The organism is Oceanobacillus sp. FSL K6-0251 (genome assembly GCF_038004725.1).
GTDB classification, from domain to species: domain Bacteria; phylum Bacillota; class Bacilli; order Bacillales; family Amphibacillaceae; genus Oceanobacillus; species Oceanobacillus oncorhynchi.
This window is the reverse complement of record NZ_JBBORS010000001.1, coordinates 2,027,330-2,047,192: the sequence shown is the minus strand read 5'-3', so window position 1 is coordinate 2,047,192 and position 19,863 is coordinate 2,027,330. Positions and strand designations below refer to the sequence as shown.

Annotated in this window: 18 protein-coding genes; 13 read left to right on the top strand and 5 right to left on the bottom strand. The window is 40.0% G+C overall.

Annotated features, from left to right (window positions below; translation table 11 throughout):
* Positions 1 to 52: 52 nt before the first annotated feature.
* The gene (locus MKY45_RS10385; RefSeq protein WP_341172899.1) at positions 53 to 2,113 is read right to left on the bottom strand and encodes a catalase; all 2,061 of its coding nucleotides are present in this window, start codon (positions 2,111 to 2,113) and stop codon (positions 53 to 55) included.
* Positions 2,114 to 2,482: 369 nt separating this feature from the next.
* On the opposite strand from MKY45_RS10385, the gene MKY45_RS10380 reads away from it, so the two are divergent.
* The 8 genes from MKY45_RS10380 (at position 2,483) to MKY45_RS10345 (ending at position 8,836) form a co-directional block, all read left to right on the top strand.
* Positions 2,483 to 3,031, top strand: coding sequence for an amidase family protein (locus MKY45_RS10380; protein ID WP_341173479.1), 549 nt, complete (start codon positions 2,483 to 2,485; stop codon positions 3,029 to 3,031).
* A complete protein-coding gene (locus MKY45_RS10375; protein WP_341173478.1) occupies positions 3,028 to 3,225 on the top strand; it encodes a hypothetical protein in 198 nt (65 codons plus the stop codon). Before MKY45_RS10380 ends, MKY45_RS10375 begins: the two co-directional genes overlap by 4 nt.
* 147 nt (positions 3,226 to 3,372) lie before the next feature.
* Positions 3,373 to 3,555: a hypothetical protein gene (locus MKY45_RS10370; RefSeq protein WP_042533617.1), complete on the top strand. Its 183-nt coding sequence runs from the start codon at positions 3,373 to 3,375 to the stop codon at positions 3,553 to 3,555.
* Between the two features lie 377 nt (positions 3,556 to 3,932).
* Positions 3,933 to 4,661, top strand: a complete 729-nt coding sequence (locus tag MKY45_RS10365) for a polysaccharide deacetylase family protein (RefSeq protein ID WP_042533616.1) — start codon at positions 3,933 to 3,935, stop codon at positions 4,659 to 4,661.
* A 374-nt stretch (positions 4,662 to 5,035) separates the two neighbouring features.
* Positions 5,036 to 5,554: a diaminobutyrate acetyltransferase gene (gene ectA, locus MKY45_RS10360; protein WP_319022553.1), complete on the top strand. Its 519-nt coding sequence runs from the start codon at positions 5,036 to 5,038 to the stop codon at positions 5,552 to 5,554.
* Between the two features lie 47 nt (positions 5,555 to 5,601).
* On the top strand, positions 5,602 to 6,849 hold the full coding sequence (ectB, locus tag MKY45_RS10355) for a diaminobutyrate--2-oxoglutarate transaminase (protein WP_193064157.1): 1,248 nt from the start codon (positions 5,602 to 5,604) through the stop codon (positions 6,847 to 6,849).
* Between the two features lie 31 nt (positions 6,850 to 6,880).
* Positions 6,881 to 7,267: an ectoine synthase gene (locus MKY45_RS10350; RefSeq protein ID WP_042533613.1), complete on the top strand. Its 387-nt coding sequence runs from the start codon at positions 6,881 to 6,883 to the stop codon at positions 7,265 to 7,267.
* A 222-nt stretch (positions 7,268 to 7,489) separates the two neighbouring features.
* Positions 7,490 to 8,836 (top strand): MFS transporter, encoded by a 1,347-nt coding sequence (locus MKY45_RS10345; RefSeq protein WP_341172898.1) that lies wholly within the window; start codon positions 7,490 to 7,492, stop codon positions 8,834 to 8,836.
* Positions 8,837 to 8,969: 133 nt separating this feature from the next.
* On the opposite strand, the gene MKY45_RS10340 is transcribed toward MKY45_RS10345, so the two are convergent.
* From MKY45_RS10340 to MKY45_RS10330, 3 genes are all read right to left on the bottom strand, one after another.
* Complete coding sequence (locus tag MKY45_RS10340; protein ID WP_042533611.1) at positions 8,970 to 9,404, bottom strand: GNAT family N-acetyltransferase; 435 nt, start codon at positions 9,402 to 9,404, stop codon at positions 8,970 to 8,972.
* 67 nt (positions 9,405 to 9,471) lie between these two features.
* On the bottom strand, positions 9,472 to 10,995 hold the full coding sequence (locus MKY45_RS10335; RefSeq protein WP_341172897.1) for a Na+/H+ antiporter NhaC family protein: 1,524 nt from the start codon (positions 10,993 to 10,995) through the stop codon (positions 9,472 to 9,474).
* A gap of 370 nt (positions 10,996 to 11,365) precedes the next feature.
* Positions 11,366 to 11,599 carry a hypothetical protein gene (locus tag MKY45_RS10330; RefSeq protein WP_042533609.1) on the bottom strand — a complete coding sequence of 78 codons (234 nt, stop codon included), beginning with the start codon at positions 11,597 to 11,599 and terminating at the stop codon, positions 11,366 to 11,368.
* A 347-nt stretch (positions 11,600 to 11,946) separates the two neighbouring features.
* On the opposite strand from MKY45_RS10330, the gene MKY45_RS10325 reads away from it, so the two are divergent.
* The 3 genes from MKY45_RS10325 (at position 11,947) to MKY45_RS10315 (ending at position 14,604) form a co-directional block, all read left to right on the top strand.
* Positions 11,947 to 12,117 (top strand): YfhD family protein, encoded by a 171-nt coding sequence (locus MKY45_RS10325; protein ID WP_084612954.1) that lies wholly within the window; start codon positions 11,947 to 11,949, stop codon positions 12,115 to 12,117.
* A 174-nt stretch (positions 12,118 to 12,291) separates the two neighbouring features.
* The gene (locus MKY45_RS10320) at positions 12,292 to 12,642 is read left to right on the top strand and encodes a hypothetical protein (protein ID WP_193064085.1); all 351 of its coding nucleotides are present in this window, start codon (positions 12,292 to 12,294) and stop codon (positions 12,640 to 12,642) included.
* Positions 12,643 to 13,128: 486 nt separating this feature from the next.
* Complete coding sequence (locus tag MKY45_RS10315; protein WP_341172896.1) at positions 13,129 to 14,604, top strand: MDR family MFS transporter; 1,476 nt, start codon at positions 13,129 to 13,131, stop codon at positions 14,602 to 14,604.
* A gap of 35 nt (positions 14,605 to 14,639) precedes the next feature.
* Here the strand turns inward: MKY45_RS10315 and MKY45_RS10310 are convergent, their stop codons facing one another.
* Positions 14,640 to 14,849: a hypothetical protein gene (locus MKY45_RS10310; protein WP_193064087.1), complete on the bottom strand. Its 210-nt coding sequence runs from the start codon at positions 14,847 to 14,849 to the stop codon at positions 14,640 to 14,642.
* Between the two features lie 242 nt (positions 14,850 to 15,091).
* On the opposite strand from MKY45_RS10310, the gene MKY45_RS10305 reads away from it, so the two are divergent.
* Together MKY45_RS10305 and MKY45_RS10300 are read left to right on the top strand one after the other, a co-directional pair.
* A complete protein-coding gene (locus tag MKY45_RS10305) occupies positions 15,092 to 16,531 on the top strand; it encodes an RNA-guided endonuclease InsQ/TnpB family protein (RefSeq protein ID WP_341172895.1) in 1,440 nt (479 codons plus the stop codon).
* A 544-nt stretch (positions 16,532 to 17,075) separates the two neighbouring features.
* Positions 17,076 to 19,769 (top strand): cation-transporting P-type ATPase, encoded by a 2,694-nt coding sequence (locus MKY45_RS10300; RefSeq protein WP_256706145.1) that lies wholly within the window; start codon positions 17,076 to 17,078, stop codon positions 19,767 to 19,769.
* The last annotated feature ends 94 nt before the right edge of the window (positions 19,770 to 19,863 follow it).

Here is a 19,863-nt window from a genome sequence, read left to right as displayed (position 1 = left end):
AAATATTTTAAGAATAAAAAAGAGCATCTTTTTACAATGCTCTTTTTCCATACTATGTTCGATTCCAAAAACGATGCTCTGCAATAGCAGAAACAAATTCTTCTCCAAAGTCTGTATTATTCGCAGCAAAAACAACACCAGCTAAATTATTATTTTTGGATGCTTGAATATATGGCTGCCCTGTAGAAGCAACACCAATTGGTTTATAGTGTTGATAAGCTGTATGCACATATTCTGTAACTTGGGAATCGAATTTTGCCTGATGCTTGGAGCGGCCGCCAACAATATAAAGAGAGTCTACCAGATAGGGACTTGTCGTAATAAAAGTGTCATCAACTTTAAGTTCTCTTCCTCCAGCACCAGCAACAGTACCGAGTCTGTCACTGATGATGACAACAAAAACGCCATTTTGTTCTAAAACGTTAAGCGTCTCAGTGACCTCATTTCCAAAACCATCACCAATCAATACACCTGCTTTCTGCGTGTATGCATAACGAGGGGTATTGGACTGGCTAAGAGAAGGGTAGCTTGTAGAAACAGACACATTGGATCCGCTTGGACGATTCACTCCAATGTTATCAGCAACAATGGACGCCATTTCCTTATCAACATGGACAAGCTGTTTATCAACCACCTGCTGCCGGACAGATTCGCTTTTTACTTTTCCAACCTGATAACTTAATCCTTCGATTGTATGCTGCTTTTCAATCGGGGTTAAACTATTCCAAAAAATTCTCGGCTGTGAATAATAATCTTTAAACGATTCGCTCCTGGCTCTAATTTTATAGCCATCTACTTTCCCAGGGTAATCTTTGTAGCCGCCCTCTTCTGGAGGCACTGTATATGGCGTATTATCAGCCAGTGAATTTTCATGATAATTTACCTTGTCAACATCGATACGTTGTCTCATAAAGCCCCGCCGCTGATTATTATGAAATGGACAGACAGAACGGTTAATTGGTAATTCCGCATAATTGGAACTGCCCAGCCGATGATTTTGGGTTTCTCGATATGCCATCAATCTGCCTTGTAAAACAGGATCATTAGAAAAGTCAATTCCCGGAACAACATTGCCGGGGTTAAATGCAACCTGTTCTGATTCTGTAAAGTAGTTATCAATATTTCGATTTAATGTCAATTTACCAATCATTTGAACAGGAACCAGCTCTTCCGGCCAAAACTTTGCAGGGTCAAGCACATCGAAATCGAATTTAAACTCATCTTCCATCGAAATTAATTGAACACCCAGTTCATATTCAGGATAAGCCCCCTTATCAATGGCCTCTCGCAGGTCCTTTCTATGGAAGTCGGGGTCAAGCCCGCCGATTTTCAGTGCTTCATCCTGCAGCAGGGAGTGCACTCCAAGAACAGGTTTCCAAACATACCTCACAAAGGTTGCGACATCCTGGTCATTAACAAATAAATACGTATTAATCGACCATGATTCCATCATTCGATAGCTTCTTAAAATCCCGCGGTCAGACATTATCCAAAGCACCATATGAAGGGCTTCATCGTTATTAGCCACGTAATCCCAGAAGCGATCATGGGCTCCGCTTGCCGTTGGGATATCATCAGATTGCTTAGATTGGTACGCATGCATCGCATCCGGAAACTTCATCGCATCTTGATTAATTAATACAGGCATGGCAATCGTTGTCAGGTCAACATTTCCTTCTTCCGTATACAGCTTAACGCCTTTGCAGCGCAAGTCTCTCGCGGTGTCATACGATCCTTTAGCCCCTTGCACCGTAGAAAAACGAACAGTTATTGGCGTCTTTTTCCCGGCTTCCTGCAAAAAAACTGCCTTTGTCACATGCTTCATGGACTGATAACATTCAAACTCACCATAAGCACTGTAGCCTCTTGCATGAACTACTCTTTCCGGTATTTCTTCATGGACAAAATGCGACATTTTTTCAAAAAACTCATAATCCTGACGTAAGGAAGGCCCGCGTATACCAGCCTTTAATTGGTCCTGGTCCTGTGATCTCTTTTTCCCTTCCTGTGTTGTCATCGGCTTCCCTGAATCCTTTACGCGAAACTGATCTAGTTGGTCCTGCTTAACATCTCTATTATCAGAATGTTGATTTCTTGACGATTTCTCATCCACACAATCACCCTTTCAAACCTTTCAGTATACATACCATTTCTATATTTACGTAATTTTTCTTAAATTAGAACGCTATTTTTACTACAATATGAGAAATCCCTTGTACTTCCTAAAAACATCATTCCTTTGGATTACTGCATCGAAAGTTATATTCGAAAATCTCAGCATGATTAAAGAGAACGTCCAAAGGGAGACGCGGTCTCTGTCTACCTTCCATTTACGCCGGAATATACTCCATTCCAGACTTTTTATAGATTTTATTTCTAAAAAAATGCGACAACCGGAGATAAATTGGTAAGAGCAAGCGGCAATATGCTCGGAAAGCAAAATTTGCATGAGCTTGCAGCTGGATCAGATACATTTTAATACATTCGCTTACCCGCTTCCATCTGCGGTATTTACGGTCTGAAGACAACTTATGGATTAGTCAGTACGCATGGTATTTTTCCTACAGCTATGACTTTAGATACTGCCAGTCCCATGGCAAGATCTGTTTCTGATTTAGTATGTATGCTTTATTATATGGCGGGTTTTGATGCAAATAATCCGGGAAGTCTGGATGTGTCCGTTCCAAATTATATATCCGATTTAAATAATGGAATCCAAGGAATCAAAATTGGTACCCCTGCATACTTTCTCCAAGACCTGGCCCCTGATATAGAAATCCTTTTCAAACATGCCATGGAAACACTCCTCTATTTAGGTGCTGAAATAGTGGATGTAGAAATTCCTGAATTAGCTTTATCAACCTTTTCCGGCTATACGATAGCGGCTGGCGAAGCAGCTGCTTTACACCACCAATGGCTCCAGACCCATTCAAACGAATATTCTGCAGACATACGGAGTTTCTTTCTGGCCGGCGCTTTAACTGAAACACCGCAATATATCAGGCGCAGCAGGCCCGGAGACAATTGGTGAAAGGTTTTGAGAAAGCTTTTAAACAGGTCGATATATTCCTCGGTCCAAACATACCTATCACGCCTCATATCTATAGTGAACAATGGGTAGAGCAAAATCTGGAAGTTATCAGAAGATGTCTGCCATTTGTTCCAGTTAATTTAACCGGCACACCGAGCCTTGCCGTTCCAATGGGTTTGGACGGTAAAAAATAACAAAATATGGCTTTCGAAATAACGAGTGAATTTTTGATAAGGGGGTAAAATATAATTCGAGGACGACATTTGTACTGGAAGCTTCTGCTTCAAGTAACGCTTCAAAAATGAATGTTTTTCTCATAAAGAATAATGGGAGGGCTTTCCATGGATAACAATAAACGTAACTTTAACCGAAATGAACGCAAAAACCGCAATAATGAGAACCGCAATAATCAAGAAATCAATAACGTGGAATTTGCCAATGAAAATGAATTTATCGACGAGAATGCTTTCGAAGATAACAACAACCACAACAACGAGCGACGCAATAACCGCAACCGCAAATAGTTAAGCCCTGTTTTTGTCAGATACCTGAATCCTTGGAGAGTAATCCTGATTCAGGTATCTTTTTATAGCTAAACTTTTGGAGGAATTAATTAAGTTTTGCCTTTTTAGTAATTAATTTTTTCACCTTTCTGCTCCTGCTTTTCAAAACCTTTTCTTGGAAGCATCTTTCCATCATGCGTTTTTAAGTCATCCATTTTATACAGCTTTTCTTACAGTATATTTAAAATGAAGAAGTTGGTTTAGCCTTCCTCTTTTCTTCTCCAAAATTTGCTTATGATAAAAACGTGCTTCTTAGCAAATAATAGATTTAATTAATAACTAATTACGTCCATAAATACTTAAAGTTTAACTTATTTTTTGAAAATGAGAGGTGTGAAATGAAGAAAAAAATATTTTATGCGATTAGTTACCTGCTTCTGACTTCTTGTGCTTTTCTATTCATCCAAGAGCAGATATATGCGAAAGATAGATTTGATTTTGAGAAAGACGGAGATATTTTCTGGGATGCAAAAACGGAGGAAAAGGTAATTGCTTTAACATTTGATGATGGTCCGCATTCAAAATACACTCCTGCCATTCTCAATATATTAGCTGAATACGAAGCCGCAGCTACCTTCTTTGTGCTCGGAGCTCACGCAGAAAAATTCCCAGATATCATCCATCGGCAAGTAATGGAAGGGCATGAACTCGGCAATCACACCTATGATCACACCATGAAACTCAGCAGACTTAGTCAAGAAATGAAAGAAACCTCTGATATCCTTTACGCCATCACAGGAAATCGGCCAAAGCTTTTCCGGCCGGTCGGCGGCAGTTATAATGATGCGATTGTAAAGAAAGCCCGGGAAAACCAATTACATGTTGCACTGTGGTCTTGGGATCAAGATACGAAAGACTGGGACGGAGTAGATTATAAAACCATTGCAGATAACGTCATCAGCAATATCTCCCCGGGGGATGTCGTACTGTTTCATGATGCAGGAGGAAAAAGAGAGCAAACAGTTAAAGCTCTCCCGCTTATTCTTGATTATTTAGCTGAAAACCAATATAAAACCATTACAGTATCTGAAATGATGGAAATGGATGAAAAATTAAAAGAAAATTAATCAATTCAAGCTTTATTATTGCTGTCCCTTAATCATTTACTCCCCTAAAAATGAGCGGACAGCTGTTTTGTTCTTCAATAATAAATTTTTAGCTTACAGTTATCCTTTTCTATCCCCACAATATGGTTTATCTATTTAATTCATTATTTTATTTTCCCCAAAAGTTTATAAAACGGATTATTTCTGTTATATTCAAAGCTATTTATAGCCAATGGCAATCATTTTACCCTCACCCCTTCTTATCACGAATAATCGCGTTATTCTCCGTTATATGCGTTTTGACGTTATTTTTCCTTATGTTAATCTAATATGGTAAGTAAAAAATCCACTCAGGAGGTGAGAGCATTAATACAAACACAACAAATAATATGACAATGACTATTGAAAAAGAAAACGATTTTTATTTTCGAGAACCTGCAAAAGATGACGGGGCAGCTGTTTGGGAACTGATTAAAGCTACCAAGGTGCTTGATCTCAATTCTTCCTACAGTTACTTAATGTGGTGCGATATCTTTTCAGGAACCTCCATCATTGCAGAAAAAAACGGGAAAACGCTCGGTTTTATTTCCGGGTATAAAAATCCGAATAATCCGAATAAACTATTTATCTGGCAAGTTGCTGTAGATGCTTCCGCTCGAGGTAACGGATTAGCAACGAAAATGCTGCGCCAATTATTAAAGCGCGAAGCTTGTAAAAAGATTGATTATGTAGAAGCAACCGTTTCTCCATCCAATCAACCTTCTCAGTCTTTATTTAAAGGTCTCGCTAAAAAGCTTGATACGGAGTGTCATATCAGTGACTGCTATGTAACGGATGATTTTCCGGATGAAGAGGAAGAACATGAAGATGAGCTACTGTTTACAATTGGACCGATTGCTACAGAAAATAAATAATTAAAGGAATGATTTCATTGACAACAGCAACATGGAATGATGCGAAAATGAAAACGTTTGAAAATTTAGAATCTGAAGTAAGAAGCTACAGCAGAGGATGGCCGACTGTTTTTGAAAAATCAAAAGGCTATAAGCTGTGGGATACCGATGGAAAAGAATATATTGATTTCTTTGCAGGCGCAGGTACATTGAATTACGGGCATAATGACGATGCGATGCAGGAGAAATTAATTGAATATATTAAAAATGACGGCGTGATTCACAGCCTGGACATGGCTACGATTCCCAGAAAAGATTTTCTGGAACGCTTTACTGATGTCATTCTCAAGCCCCGAAATCTGGATTATAAAATTATGTTCCCTGGCCCTACCGGTACAAATACCGTAGAAAGCGCGCTGAAAATCGCCAGAAAAATAACTGGACGAGAAACAGTTATCAGCTTTACCAATGCATTTCACGGGATGACGATTGGCTCCCTTTCTGTGACAGGAAACTCCTTCAAGCGCCATGGTGCCGGAGTTCCATTGCATCATGCCGTTTCGATGCCATTTGATAATTATGTGGAGGACAATGATTCGATTGCTTATCTGGATCGCTTTTTAGAAGACAGCGGAAGCGGTGTTGCCCTCCCTGCTGCCATCATTCTGGAAACCGTTCAAGGAGAAGGCGGGATTAATGCTGCACGCATGGAATGGCTGAAAAAAGTAGAAGCACTATGCAGACGCTGGGACATTCTCCTGATTGTGGATGATGTCCAGGCAGGAAATGGCCGGACGGGCACCTTCTTCAGCTTTGAGCCGGCGGGAATTAAACCAGATGTAGTCTGCCTGTCTAAATCCATTGGAGGAATTGGTCTGCCGATGGCGATTACGTTAATCAAGTCAGAATATGATCAATGGGGACCGGGCGAGCATAATGGAACCTTCCGCGGCAATAATATGGCCTTTCTTGCTGCAACCGAAGCACTGAAAAATTGGGAAAATGATGATTTTGCCAATGCTGTACAAGAAAAAGGCGCATTTCTTAAATCAGAAATCAACAGATTGATTGACCACTATCCGGAGTTAAACGGAGAAGCTAGAGGCAGAGGTTTAATGCAGGGCATTGCTGTGGAGAAGGAAGGTTTAGCAGGTGAAATTTGTGCGGAGGCATTTGAACGCGGACTTATTGTAGAAACCTCTGGTCCAGATGATGAAGTGGTGAAATTCCTGCCGCCTTTGATTATTGATCAGGAAGGTTTGGTAAAAGGTTTAGACATTCTGGAAGACAGTATAAAGCATGTTTTAAAAAAATAGAGATATGGTTTACGGAGAGGAGAATTTATAAATGATCGTAAAATCACTGGAAGATTTAATTGGAACAGAAGATGAAACAAAATCGGAAAACTGGGAGAGCCGCCGCTTTATTTTAAATAAAGATGGTGTCGGCTTCAGCATGAATGATACCATTATCAAAGCAGGGACAGATAATTTCTTCTGGTATAAGAACCATATTGAAGCGGTTTATTGCATTGAAGGTGAAGGAGAAGTCGAAAAGGTCTCCACCGGAGAGGTACACCAGCTTAAGCCTGGCACGATGTATCTGCTAGATGAAAATGATAAGCACCGTCTGCGGGCACGCACCCAAATGCGTATGGTATGTGTCTTCAACCCGCCGTTAGTTGGAACAGAAACGCATAATAAAGAAGGATATTATCCGCTTTTAACAGAATAAATTACTTTCTAAAATCCTCTGATAAGAATAGCTTCTATCAGAGGATTTTTTTACGTACCTTATTTATTACAAACAACTGCTTCTATCCTCTCCTTTTTTGATATAGCTTTTACCTATAGCGAACGATACCTTTTTACAATTACCTTATAACCATGGTTTCATGGTAGTATTTTAAATAATCATTACACTTCGATTATTTAAAGGAAAGGACGTTTTTTAAACATGCGGACGGTTCAGACAACACAGGTTTTAGGTAACAGTAAGTTTAATAAATTTCATTTACTTATCTTTCTCTGGTGCTTTTTCGCCATTGCCTTTGATGGCTTCGATGTGGCGATCTATGGGATTGGGCTGCCATTGATGATGGAGGATTTTAATATCAGCAGAATCGAGGCTGGCGCAATCAGCAGCTATACGCTGATTAGTACGATGGTTGGCACCTTCCTGCTGGGTTCTATTTCGGATCTTATTGGGCGTAAAAAAGCGATTGCAATTTGCTTAATCTTGTTCAGCCTTTTCACCTTTTTAGCCGGGTTTGCACAGAACCCCACCCTCTTTATGATAATGAGAGTGATTGCGGCGCTGGGCTTGGGAGGAATTATGCCAATCCTCGTAGCTATTATGGGTGAATATTCTCCGGTGAAGAAGCGGCCATTAACCATTGCTACGATGTATTGCGGTTATTCCATCGGCGCTATTATTGCCTCCTTGATTGGTATGTACTTGATGGAAATGGTGGGCTGGAGACTATTATATTGGATTAGTATTATTCCGCTTCTTGCTCTGCCATGGTTTTTAAAGCAATTTCCGGAATCCGTTTCTTATTATCTGACCAAGAAAAAAGGCGATAAAATTGCAGAGATTCTCAATAAAGTTGATCCTGGCGGTAACTATCAAGCGTCTGATAACTATGAATATGAATCTTTTAAAGAAAGCACGAAGGAAATTCCGATTAAAAAGGTTTTCTCTAATAAGCGGACCAGCAGTACCATCGCCTTTTGGATTGCAGTTACCTGCTCCATGCTCGTTATTTCCGGGCTGACAACCTGGCTGCCGCAAATTATGGTGGACGCCGGTCACGGTCTGACATCCAGCTTATCCTTTAATCTGATGCTTGCTGTCGGTCAAATTTCCGGTTCCATATTCGGCGGGATGTTAGTGAATCGTCTCGGTCATCGTTCCGTCTTAATCCTGATGTTTTTTATCGGTTCACTCTGTTTTGTTTTATTAAGCATCACTACAAGCTCGCTCTTACTGTATTTAATCATTACCTTAACCGGCGCTTGTACAGTAGGTACTCAAAATTTAGTGAATCCGTATATTTCAGAATTTTACCCGAGGGAAATTCGTACGACCGGATTAAGTATCGCTGTCGGTGTCGGACGGATTGGCGGTATCATGGCTCCCGTAGCCATCGCCCTCCTGTTATCAACCAATTTAGACCCGCAGCATGCATTTATGGCATTTGCCGTACCAAGCTTGATTGGAGCTGTTTGCTTTATTACTGTCAGAGAAAAACATGCAAGCTTTGACCGGGCAGTACCAGTGAAAAAGCATCAAATTGCCTAACGAAAATAATTTACTATAAGATAAAGCCGCTGCTTCACGAAGAAGCAAGCGGCTTTATTTAATGGTCCTTTTTCCTATGCTATTGTTAAAAAGAATACTCGTTCTCCTTACCTTGCAATTTTACGTCCGTATATTATTTCGCATTCAAACACAAATGCAGTATCGGATAATCCCTCCCCTGGTCATCCTGTTCTGACTCTCCAGTAACTTGGAAGTTGTTTTTCAGGTAAAAAGCAAGAGCCGATGTATTATCTTTATTGACATCTGCTGTCTTAATACCGTCCTTTTCAATTAAATCATTTAAAATCCTGCTGCCAAGCCCCTTCCCTATTTGATCCGGGTCTAAGAACAGCATTTCTAGCTGAGACGCATTCACACCGGAAAATCCAACGAATGTAGTATCTTTAAACCACATTTTCATATCTAATTGCGGAAAATAAGCAGGAATCTCCTTCTTAAGTGCCTCTCTATCCTCAGATGCTAAAAAATCATGTGTTGCCAAAACAGACTTCTCCCATAATTCAATTAAGGCAGCGTAATCATCACTACCAGGCTTTTTCCATTGCATTATTACTTCCTCCATTTAAAAAATTGAAATAAAACATGCCTCACTTCACCAGCAAGGCATGTTTCTGTTATATATTCATTTTCGTTTCATATTTATTTTTTGTCAACTTTGATAATACAAAAGCTGCTAACACAAGCAATACAATTGTCAGTACTACGGTCCACGGACTGCCAGTCACACCTGCAATCACAAAACCGATTATCGCAATGATTGCATTGGTCAATGCATAAGGGAACTGTGTTTTCACATGGTCAATATGGTCTGCACCAGCTCCTGTTGATGACAGAATACTTGTATCAGATATCGGGGAGCTGTGATCTCCGAAAATACCGCCTGACAATACAGCGCCGATACAGACAAGTACTTGTGCATCTAATGCAACCGCCATCGGAATAGCGATTGGAAGCATAATGGCGAAGGTTCCCCAGGAAGAGCCGGAAGCAAGAGAAACGATTGCCCCGATAACAAAGAGTAATGCTGGTATGATAAACGCCGGCACTCTTCCCTGCATCAATTCTACAATATAATTCGCTGTCCCCATCTCACTGATAACCGTTCCAAGCGACCATGCAAGCACTAACGTCGCAGCAACATACACCATCTTTTGCATCCCGGAGGTATAAATATCAAAAATCTCCGCAAACTTTTTCAGACGGAAGCTGATTAATAAAATAAAAATAGTAATAGCCGCAAATAAATAAGCTGTTGTCAGCGAGACGCGGAAGTCATTTCCATCTACCGGCTCAAATGGAAATCCTTTTGTGGAAAGCAAGCCAAACAATGTAATGAATAATACCAATAAAGGCAGCCAAATTAAAATCGCCTTGCCTTCTTGATTACTGTCCGCTTCCTTATCCGGTCTCCGAAGCGGCTTGGAATCCTTCCAGTACAGTTCTCCGGTTTCTCTCACTCTCCGTTCTGCCTTTGCCATCGGACCAAAATCTAATTTAAATACGGCCATTAGTGGAATCATTAACACTGCGGAAATAGCGTAGAACTGGAATGGAATGACTTGAACAAAGGTATCGAACTCCGATGTGGTTATTCCCAGTGCATCAAATTCACTTCTTATCAGCCCCATAATATAGACTCCCCAGCCAATGAAAGGAATCAGTACTGCAACTGGAGATGACGTGGAATCAATGATATATGCCAGCTTCTCTCTAGAAATTCTTGCTTTATCAAATATTTTTTCAAAAATAGGGCCTACAATCAAAGGTGTTCCCAAATCAGAGAAGAAAATAATCAAACCGCCCAGCCAGGCAGATAATTGAGCTTTCACTTTGGAATTAATCGATTTGACGGTTTTTGCTGCAAGTGCAGCGCCTCCCCCTGATTTTTCGATTAAAGCTACAAATCCTCCGATAAAAAATAGCAGGACAAGCACCGCCGCATTGTAGCTGTCCGTCAATTGCGGAAACAGAAAATTCCCTATCGTTTCGGTTGTCGCAGTTAATGGATTTCCTCCTACAATAATAAGTACGCCGACAAAGGCGCCTAAAAATAATGAAATAATAACGTTTTTCGTTAGAATCGCTAAAATCACTGCCAAAATTGGCGGAACTAGCGATAGCCATCCCATATGCTCCATCTTTCCTCTCCTTCTCTCTTGATGCTTTGCTAAATGAAGTATGAATGATATGTACATACATCCTTATCAGTTATTTCATCTCATAAGATAACGAAACTTCATTCAGTGGCGTTTTGCTTTTCTCCATGATAAATTGAAAATAAAAATTATTGCTAATTAATATATGTTCCTTATTCTATCACGGAAAAGATAAAAATAAATGAAACAAAATACCTAATATTTATGCATTTTAACGAATAATTATACTGAATAACTGGCTACACAGTTAAACCCGTCTATTTATTTATAGAGAACTTAATTCATTGCGATGGCAGCTTCTAATGAATTTCAAGAGATTCTCTCCATATCAAAAAACCCTCAGCAAGAATGCTCAGGGTTTTTTACTGTCGTTGTCTTTATTTTGTTTCTCCTTATGCTTCTTTTCACTTTGCGAATCATCCTTCGATTTCGTTTTTCGTTTCTCATCCTTAGCTTCTATTTTTAAATCTTCCAATGGAACGTCATCGACAAACATCTGCTCTTCATGTTCATCCAGCATGGTTCTTCGCTCTTCATTCCGATTCGGTTTTCCGCTTTTTGAAGAACGCTTTTCATTGTTGGACATTTTCATCCACCTCTCTGTGTCTTTTTAATACTTTTCCTTTCTAAACAGATTACTAAACATTATTATGCGAAAATTTCTGCTTGAACAAATTTTAATAACCGTCACAGATTACTGCCACAAGTTTAAGCGGTACAGTATGTTCTAATTTTACCAGCGGAAAAAATGAATAAGTATCGTAAACCTGTTAAAAATACAGATATGTCAGTACAGTTTTCCCTTATGTTATCTAGGGGATAAGGCGGTGCAGCAGCTGCCTTCACAGAGCGGCTCGATGTATTGCAATCTTCAATCTGTCTGGCCGAATGTTCGACTAACCAATTATATACAACCTAAAAGGAGTGTTCCCAATGGGCAGAGATGAGCATAAGAAAAGAAAAAATAATTTTTTGTCACAAACTCCAAAAAATCAAATATCTGACGGCATAGATGTTGAATTTTCAGATGAGTTTGCTGATGCAGAAGACAGAAAAGCTCAAGCAAGAAGCCGCGCTGCTGATAAACGGGCACATGAAAAATAATTGGTACAACGGAGCGATTCGGTTCAATAACCGAATCGCTCCGTTACGTTATCCTTTAGTACTTCTACCTCTTACCTCTCAAAGTCCGCGTACAAATATTACGATTTTTTATTTACTTTCTTCCTGTATATTTCCGTTGTATTTAGGAAAATTATACACAGGAGGGGTTGTTCTATGGAGCATGTTTTTTTAACTATTGAGGAGTTTAATACGCTGATACAACAGTGGAACGGAAGAACAATTAAAATTACAAAGCATGAAATAAACGATATCGATCAAACAGTAATCCATCTGCAAAGCATATCCTATGACCAGAATACCCGCAGAATTGATGACTATGTTCCAAAACATAGCTTACTTTTAAACGGAGACGGACAAATCGAAGCGCTGCCAACGATGAGCGATGAACCGCTTCCGTCATCCAATTATGAAATCCCTTTGGAGGATAACTCTTTATTTGAATTTAATGGACAAAAGTTTTTTATTACTACGGATCGTGGAGTATATAAAATAGAGTTAGTTTAAATGACGGTAAAAAGGCTGCAATAGCCTTTTTTTGGCAGTTAAGAAAGTTTACACTTTCTTACTGCATAAGTGTAACTAAGGTTGTCACTTAAAGTCTAGGTGACAACCAAGTTTTCTTTATTATTGCAGGCAGTTATAATCAACTTAAAATGAAAGCGAAAAATATAGGAGCTATCCATTTTAACTGATAGTTCCTCACCCTCTATGAAAATATCATAACAAAGAATAGATTATCCGGTTTCCAACAAAGGAATATTAAATCTGTTCAACGAGCCTCCCCTGCTGACGCATTTCGGACAATGAACTTTGAAACTGGCATTCCATTTCTTACAAAATAAGAAAGCATCTGCTACAATAAAGCTAATTGGATTATAGATTAGTACTGCGGTTTGAAAAGACTTTTGATAGTTCGCAAAATCACCTGTGGCCAGAGAGTCTTGCACAGTGGGTAGAAACAAATAGCTAGAGTAAAGGAAGGAATTATAGATGGTACATAAACAAACCAAACGGCCTATCGTGCTTATTGCCCTCGTATTATCTATGTTTATGGCTGCAATTGAAGGAACCATTATTGCCACTGCCATGCCTAACATTGTATCCGATTTAGGCGGGTTCACGCTGTACAGCTGGGTCTTTTCCAGTTTCCTATTAATGCAGGCAGTCACCACGATGATATATGGCAAATTAGCTGATTTATTTGGCCGCAAACCAATCTTTGTCATTGGTGTGGTTATCTTTCTGATTGGTTCTTTATTATGCGGATTAGCAGAAACGATGACTGCCCTTATTATCTTCCGGCTTATCCAGGGGCTGGGCGCCGGGGCCATTCATCCGATAGTAACTACCATGGTCGGAGACATGTATAATTTGGAAGAACGCGCCAAAGTACAGGGTTATTTAGCAAGTGTCTGGGGAATATCCTCTGTTGCCGGCCCGCTTCTGGGAGGAGTCATTGTACAATACATTGATTGGGCTTGGATATTCTGGATGAACATTCCGATTGGCCTTATCGGCTTGGCCGGAGTTGTCCTATTCTTTCATGAAAAAGTGGATAAAGAACAGAAAACCATCGATTATCTTGGGACAAGCTTCTTTTTTATAGCCATATCATCGCTGATTATCGTGTTTGTACAGGCAGGTACAAATTGGGCTTGGTTGTCACCAGAAACGCTCGGTCTCCTTGGACTCTTTGTCATTTGTATTTCCTTATTTATTTGGCAGGAGAAGAGATGCGCAGCGCCAATGATGCCTTTATCTTTATGGAAGAACAAATTAATGATCGTTGCCAATATCGCTACCTTACTTTCCGGTATGATTATTTTAGGTTTAAGCAGCTCTCTTCCTACGTATGTACAGGGAGTCATGGAAGAATCAGCGATTGTGGCCGGTTTTACCTTGAGCACCTTATCCATTGGCTGGCCAATTGCAGCCACTGCCGCCGGTCATATGGTATTACGAATCGGCTTTAGAAAAACAGCATTTCTTGGCGGTATCGCATTATTTGTGGGCACATTTCTCTTTTTCCTGCTTGATGCAGAAAAAGGGCCCATTTATGCCGGTTTCAGCTCTTTTATTGTTGGAATAGGGATGGGGCTGACTTCGACAACATTTATCGTAGCCATTCAAAATAGTGTGTCCTGGCAGGCAAGAGGGTCGGCTACCTCTTTAAATATGTTTATGCGTATCATTGGCAGTGCAATCGGTACTGCATTGTTAGGCGGTATTCTTAATCTGCGCCTGCAGCAATATTATCAGCAGCAAGCAATCGATGAAGATATGCCAAATACAAATGCTATTTTAAATGAAGGATTACGAGAATCTATCCCGCCAGATACACTGGCTTTAATGCAGGATGGGTTGACCCAGGCATTTCACACGGTGTTCTTTGGTCTATTCGTAATTGGTACACTGACTTTTATTATTCTATGGTTCTTCCCGAAGGATACACCTAAGGATACATAAGAATACCGGGCAAAAGGCGGTCCGGTTTTCTTATGTTAATCAACAATTATGGAATCCCCCTCATTTGAGGGCTGTTCATTTATTATGTTATTTGTTTTAACACCGATACTGGATAAAATCACCACTGCAAATACAACTGTGAATCCTATAATGACATATCCCAGTATCTTATACCCTCTGGTTGAACCTTTGATAATCAAATAACCCCCTAAAATCAGAACAGCTAATAAAATTAACCATAGCATTGTATCACAACCCCTGTGTTCTATTTCAATTCCCTTCCATGCTAACATATCGAATCCTATTTTAAACTATTTTGATTATTATTAGTTCAATCTATCATTTCAGCCAAGAGGACTCCTTCCTCAAAAATTCGATGGAATTTTAGGTGGGAGGTGAATTGGCGGTTTTTTCGCTAGAATTTTTATTCCCTTTATAGTAAAATAAATTACAGAACGTTAGTTCGTTTTAGAGGGGTGGAAAGTAAATGGCGAATTACCAAACGATGCAAATATGGGTAAAAATGAATCACCGTATGTACGGATATTTCAAAGAAATGTGTCAAAATGCAAAGAATATGCATAACACGACCAATTTTTATATCCGGCAAGTATTTACAGCTTTCACGCAGGAAAAAGCGTTGCAGCCGCTTCAGGAAGAAGTGTTAGACGCTATCCAAAAACATATGCCAATAATCAACGATAACCAATTCGTTGTTTATCAAAAGAAGGTCGTAAAAGAACATTCCAAACCCGCCCGAGAACGAAAAGAAATCAAGTGTCATGTATTGAAAGAACCTTCTAGAGAAAACCCTTATGTTGATTGCAATTTTTTGGATGCTCTTTTTAAATCCATGGCACAAGACGATTATCGCTCTCTGCCAACGCAATCGAGTCAAGGGGTTATGAAAACGGTGTTCCAAAATTGGAAAGCATTTTATGGCAGTTTACGAGAATATAAAACGAACCCTTCAAAGTTTAAAGCAAGACCAAAAATTCCAGGATATAGTCGTAAGAAAGAAAAAGAAGTTCTTTTTTCAAACCAAGATTGTGTCATAAAAGAGAATAAGTTTTTGAAGTTTCCTAAAACGAAGGAACGTTTAAACATCGGTAAATTAGGGTTTACGGAAGGAAGACTGAAACAAGTCCGCCTTATCCCAAAGTATGGTCACTACGTCGTAGAACTGGTTTTTCAAGTACCGTCAGAACAAAAAATGAAAGCATCGAAAAAACGGTACATGTCCGTTGATTTAGGAATGGATAACCTTGCAACCATTGTCACCAATACAGGACGAAAGCCTGTTGTAGTGAAGGGCAAAAATATCAAATCCATCAATCAACGCTACAACCAATTGAAAGCGCATTACCACGGAATTCTTAGACAGGGTAAAAACACCAATGAAGGTCTGTTTACGTCTAAACGATTGAAGAAAATCAACTACAGACGCTTTAATCAAATCAAAGATTTATTTCATAAAGCGAGTTACCGAATCGAAAAAATAGCCCTGGAAGAGGATATTGATACCATCATTATTGGGCAAAATAAAGCGTGGAAACAACATGCCAAGATGGGGAAACGAAACAACCAATCGTTTACAACCATTCCGCATCGTCTTTTGATGGAAATGATTGAATACAAAGCTCAGAGACATGGAATCAAAGTCATTATGACAGAAGAATCCTACACATCGAAAGCGAGCTTTCTTGATCAGGATGAAATCCCTGTTTACGGTGAAAAGACTTCAAAAAAAGCTTTTTCAGGTAAGCGAATAAAACGCGGGCTTTATCAGTCCAAGAATGGAGTTATGATGAACGCCGATGTCAATGGAGCCGGAAATATTATGAGGAAAATATTTCGGGAAGCATTTGAAGAACCCTTCGCTTGCATTGAGATGCTGCTTCGACCGGCAGCAATCATTCTCAAATAAAAGTAGTCCCAAAGGCAGGACCAATGGGATAGCGGGGTTGGGTGTTTTTAGCACACCAACGTGTCAACTCCACTGGTGGTTAATCGTCATCTTGAAAGTCGACACCCCAGAAACCCCCACTTCAAATTTCAGTAGAAATTAAGTGGTGGGAGTATTCATTTCGCATAGCTGTACTGTAAAAATTCCTTTCAGATTACTTGCCTCCATTTTAAAAGCATTCATACCGTATTAACAAAAAGACCATCACTAAATTGTCGAAAATTTTCAACCAATGCTCCTTGAACTGTCCTTATATATCCTTCATCATTATAAGTGAGGATACATTTACTTCAAGATAGAAAGAGGTGATGGATGATGGTTACAGCTATAAAAAATCAGGCGTGATTTTCTGCTGGATACTTTTCATTACCTCTGTATCAACGATTCATAAGCAGCAGAAAAACACCCCTTAACGTTCATTTCTAGTTTAAACCTCCTTGAAACGTTTTACTCCTATTTATTCGTAAAAGATAAAACGGGTTCAGGAAGAAAGGGGCACGTGCTTATGGCACAGAAAAAATGGTTTAACATGCAGACAGAGCAAGTGGAATCAGAGCTTGGAACAGATATAAAGCATGGTTTAAGCAAAGAGCAAGTGGAACAAGGCAGACAAAAATGGGGAAAAAATGAATTACCGGAGCCGGAGAAGGATCCAAAATGGCTAAAATTTTTACGCCAATTTAATGACACGTTAATTTATGTTTTATTAGCTGCCGCTGTTCTTACGATTGTTTTAGAACATTATGCAGACACTGTCGTTATATTAATGGTGGTTCTGATTAATGCGGTTATCGGCTATTTCCAAGAAAACAAAGCCGAGAAAGCATTGGAAGGCATTAAAAAGATGCTCTCTTTGGAGTCAACAGTTATTCGTGACGGGGAGCGCAAGGAAGTCGCTTCCAGCGATCTGGTACCGGGTGATATCGTATTATTGTCTCCAGGAGATAAAATTCCCGCAGATTTACGGTTGACTGCCGCCAGCCGGCTGACAATAGAAGAATCCCTTCTCACTGGTGAATCAACATCCGTCGAAAAAAATACAGACATCCTGCCGGAGGATACGGTCCTTGGAGATCGATTAAATATGGCTTTTTCCGGAACAGCGGTTGTATCTGGATCGGGACAAGGGATTGTCGCAGCCACCGGAGCAAATACGGAAATCGGTAAAATCAACCAGTCCATTGCAGAAGTGGAAGAATTAAAGACACCTTTATTAAAACAAACAGCGCATTTTGGAAAAATGATTTCCATCGCTATCGTCAGCATTGCTGCTTTATTATTTGTTTTTGCAGCAGTTTTCTATGACTATCCGATTGGAGAGCTGTTACTCTACGTTATCAGCTTAATTGTTGCTGCTATCCCCGAAGGATTGCCTGCTATTCTTTCCATCATTCTTTCCTTAGGTATGCAGGTAATGGCCAGAAACAATGCTATTATGCGTAATTTGCCGTCTGTAGAGACACTCGGAGCAGTAACCGTGATATGTTCGGACAAAACAGGAACGCTTACCAAAAATGAAATGACCGTCCAATCCATTGAACTCTCCGACAGGCACTTGGATGTTACAGGTACAGGATACGCACCAGAAGGAAAAATTCTTGAAAATAATCAAGAAATAGATATTGCAGAGGATAAAGAACTGCAACTGTTTTTAAGTAACGTATTAACAGTCAATGATGCCTATTTGCGAAAAGATGACGATGAAGAATGGACAATCAGCGGCGAACCGACAGAAGGGTGTTTGGTCACGCTGGCAGAAAAAGCAAATCAGGAAATAGACCGGCTTCCCCTCCTCTCTAAAATTCCTTTCGATTCCAGCTATAAATACATGGCAGGACTCGTGGAAAAAGACGGAGAAAAAATCATTTATGTCAAAGGAGCCCCCGACCGGCTGTTTGATATGGCAGGTTTGGCAGAAGGTTCTGAACAACGCAAGCTTTGGGAGGATAAAACGCTCGTACGCTCCAGCAAAGGAGAAAGAGTTATCGGCACAGCATATAAATACGTTGATAACAACAAAACACAGATTGATCACGAAGACGTTTGTGAAGAATTGAACATAATTGGTTTGGCTGGCATTCTGGATCCTCCTAGAGAAGAAGCGATGGAAGCAGTGAAAGTTTGTAAAAAAGCTGGCATCCAGGTGAAAATGATTACAGGAGATCATAAGGCAACAGCTCTGGCTATCGCTAAGCAAATGGGCATTACCGAACAAGACAATGTTCTCGAAGGTCGCGATTTAGACCAGATGTCTGAAGAGGAGATGCTGACTGCAGCCCAAAAGGTAGATGTTTTCGCCCGCACCAGTCCGGAGAACAAACTGCAGTTGGTAACCGCCATGCAGGAAAACGGAGAAATCACAGCGATGACAGGTGATGGTGTCAATGACGCTCCAGCCTTAAAACGGGCAGATATCGGTGTTTCCATGGGCATCAAAGGAACCGAAGTCTCCAAAGAAGCTTCCGAAATGGTGCTGGTCGACGATAATTTTAATACGATTGTCAATGCCGTGAAGGAAGGACGGCGTGTCTACGATAATTTGAAGAAAACGATTCTGTTTATCCTGCCAACCAATGGCGCGGAAGCATTCTTGATTGTTTCTGCTTTAATCGTAGGAATGAATATGCCGCTCTCCCCGATTCAAGTCCTTTATGTAAATATGGTGACAGCAGTAACCGTTTCGTTCGCACTGACATTCGAAAAACTGGAGCCAGGAGCAATGGAGCGGCCGCCGCGCCCGGCTAACGCAAAACTGCTCAGTCCCTACTATATTTTCCGGATTATTCTCGTATCATTGCTTGTCGGCGGAGCCATTATGACCATGAATGTAACCCTGCTTGGTGATCCGGAACACTATACACCGGAACAGTTAACAACGATTACGCTGCATTCCATTGTAATCGCACAGGTTTTCCATGTGTTTAATGTGCGAAATGAACGACATTTTGCATTTAATAAGGATTTCTTCTCAAACAAGATCGCTTTTATGCTTGCGGGCGTTCTGATCCTTCTTCAATTAACGGTGACGTATATTCCATTCTTAAGGAATGTATTTGATTTATATCCAATCGAGGCGCAATACTGGGTCTATCCTTTTGCGATTGGATTGATGACCTTTACCATTATTGAAATCGAGAAATATATTACCCGGAAGATTTCTGCTGCAAGAGCATTTAACAAAGAAAATGGGAAAGCATAACGACAAAAAGACAGGGATAATCCTTGTCTTTTTAATGTTATTAGCTGCTTGTCATCATGCAAGCTGTATGGAGTCAAATGACGTTAACATGCAA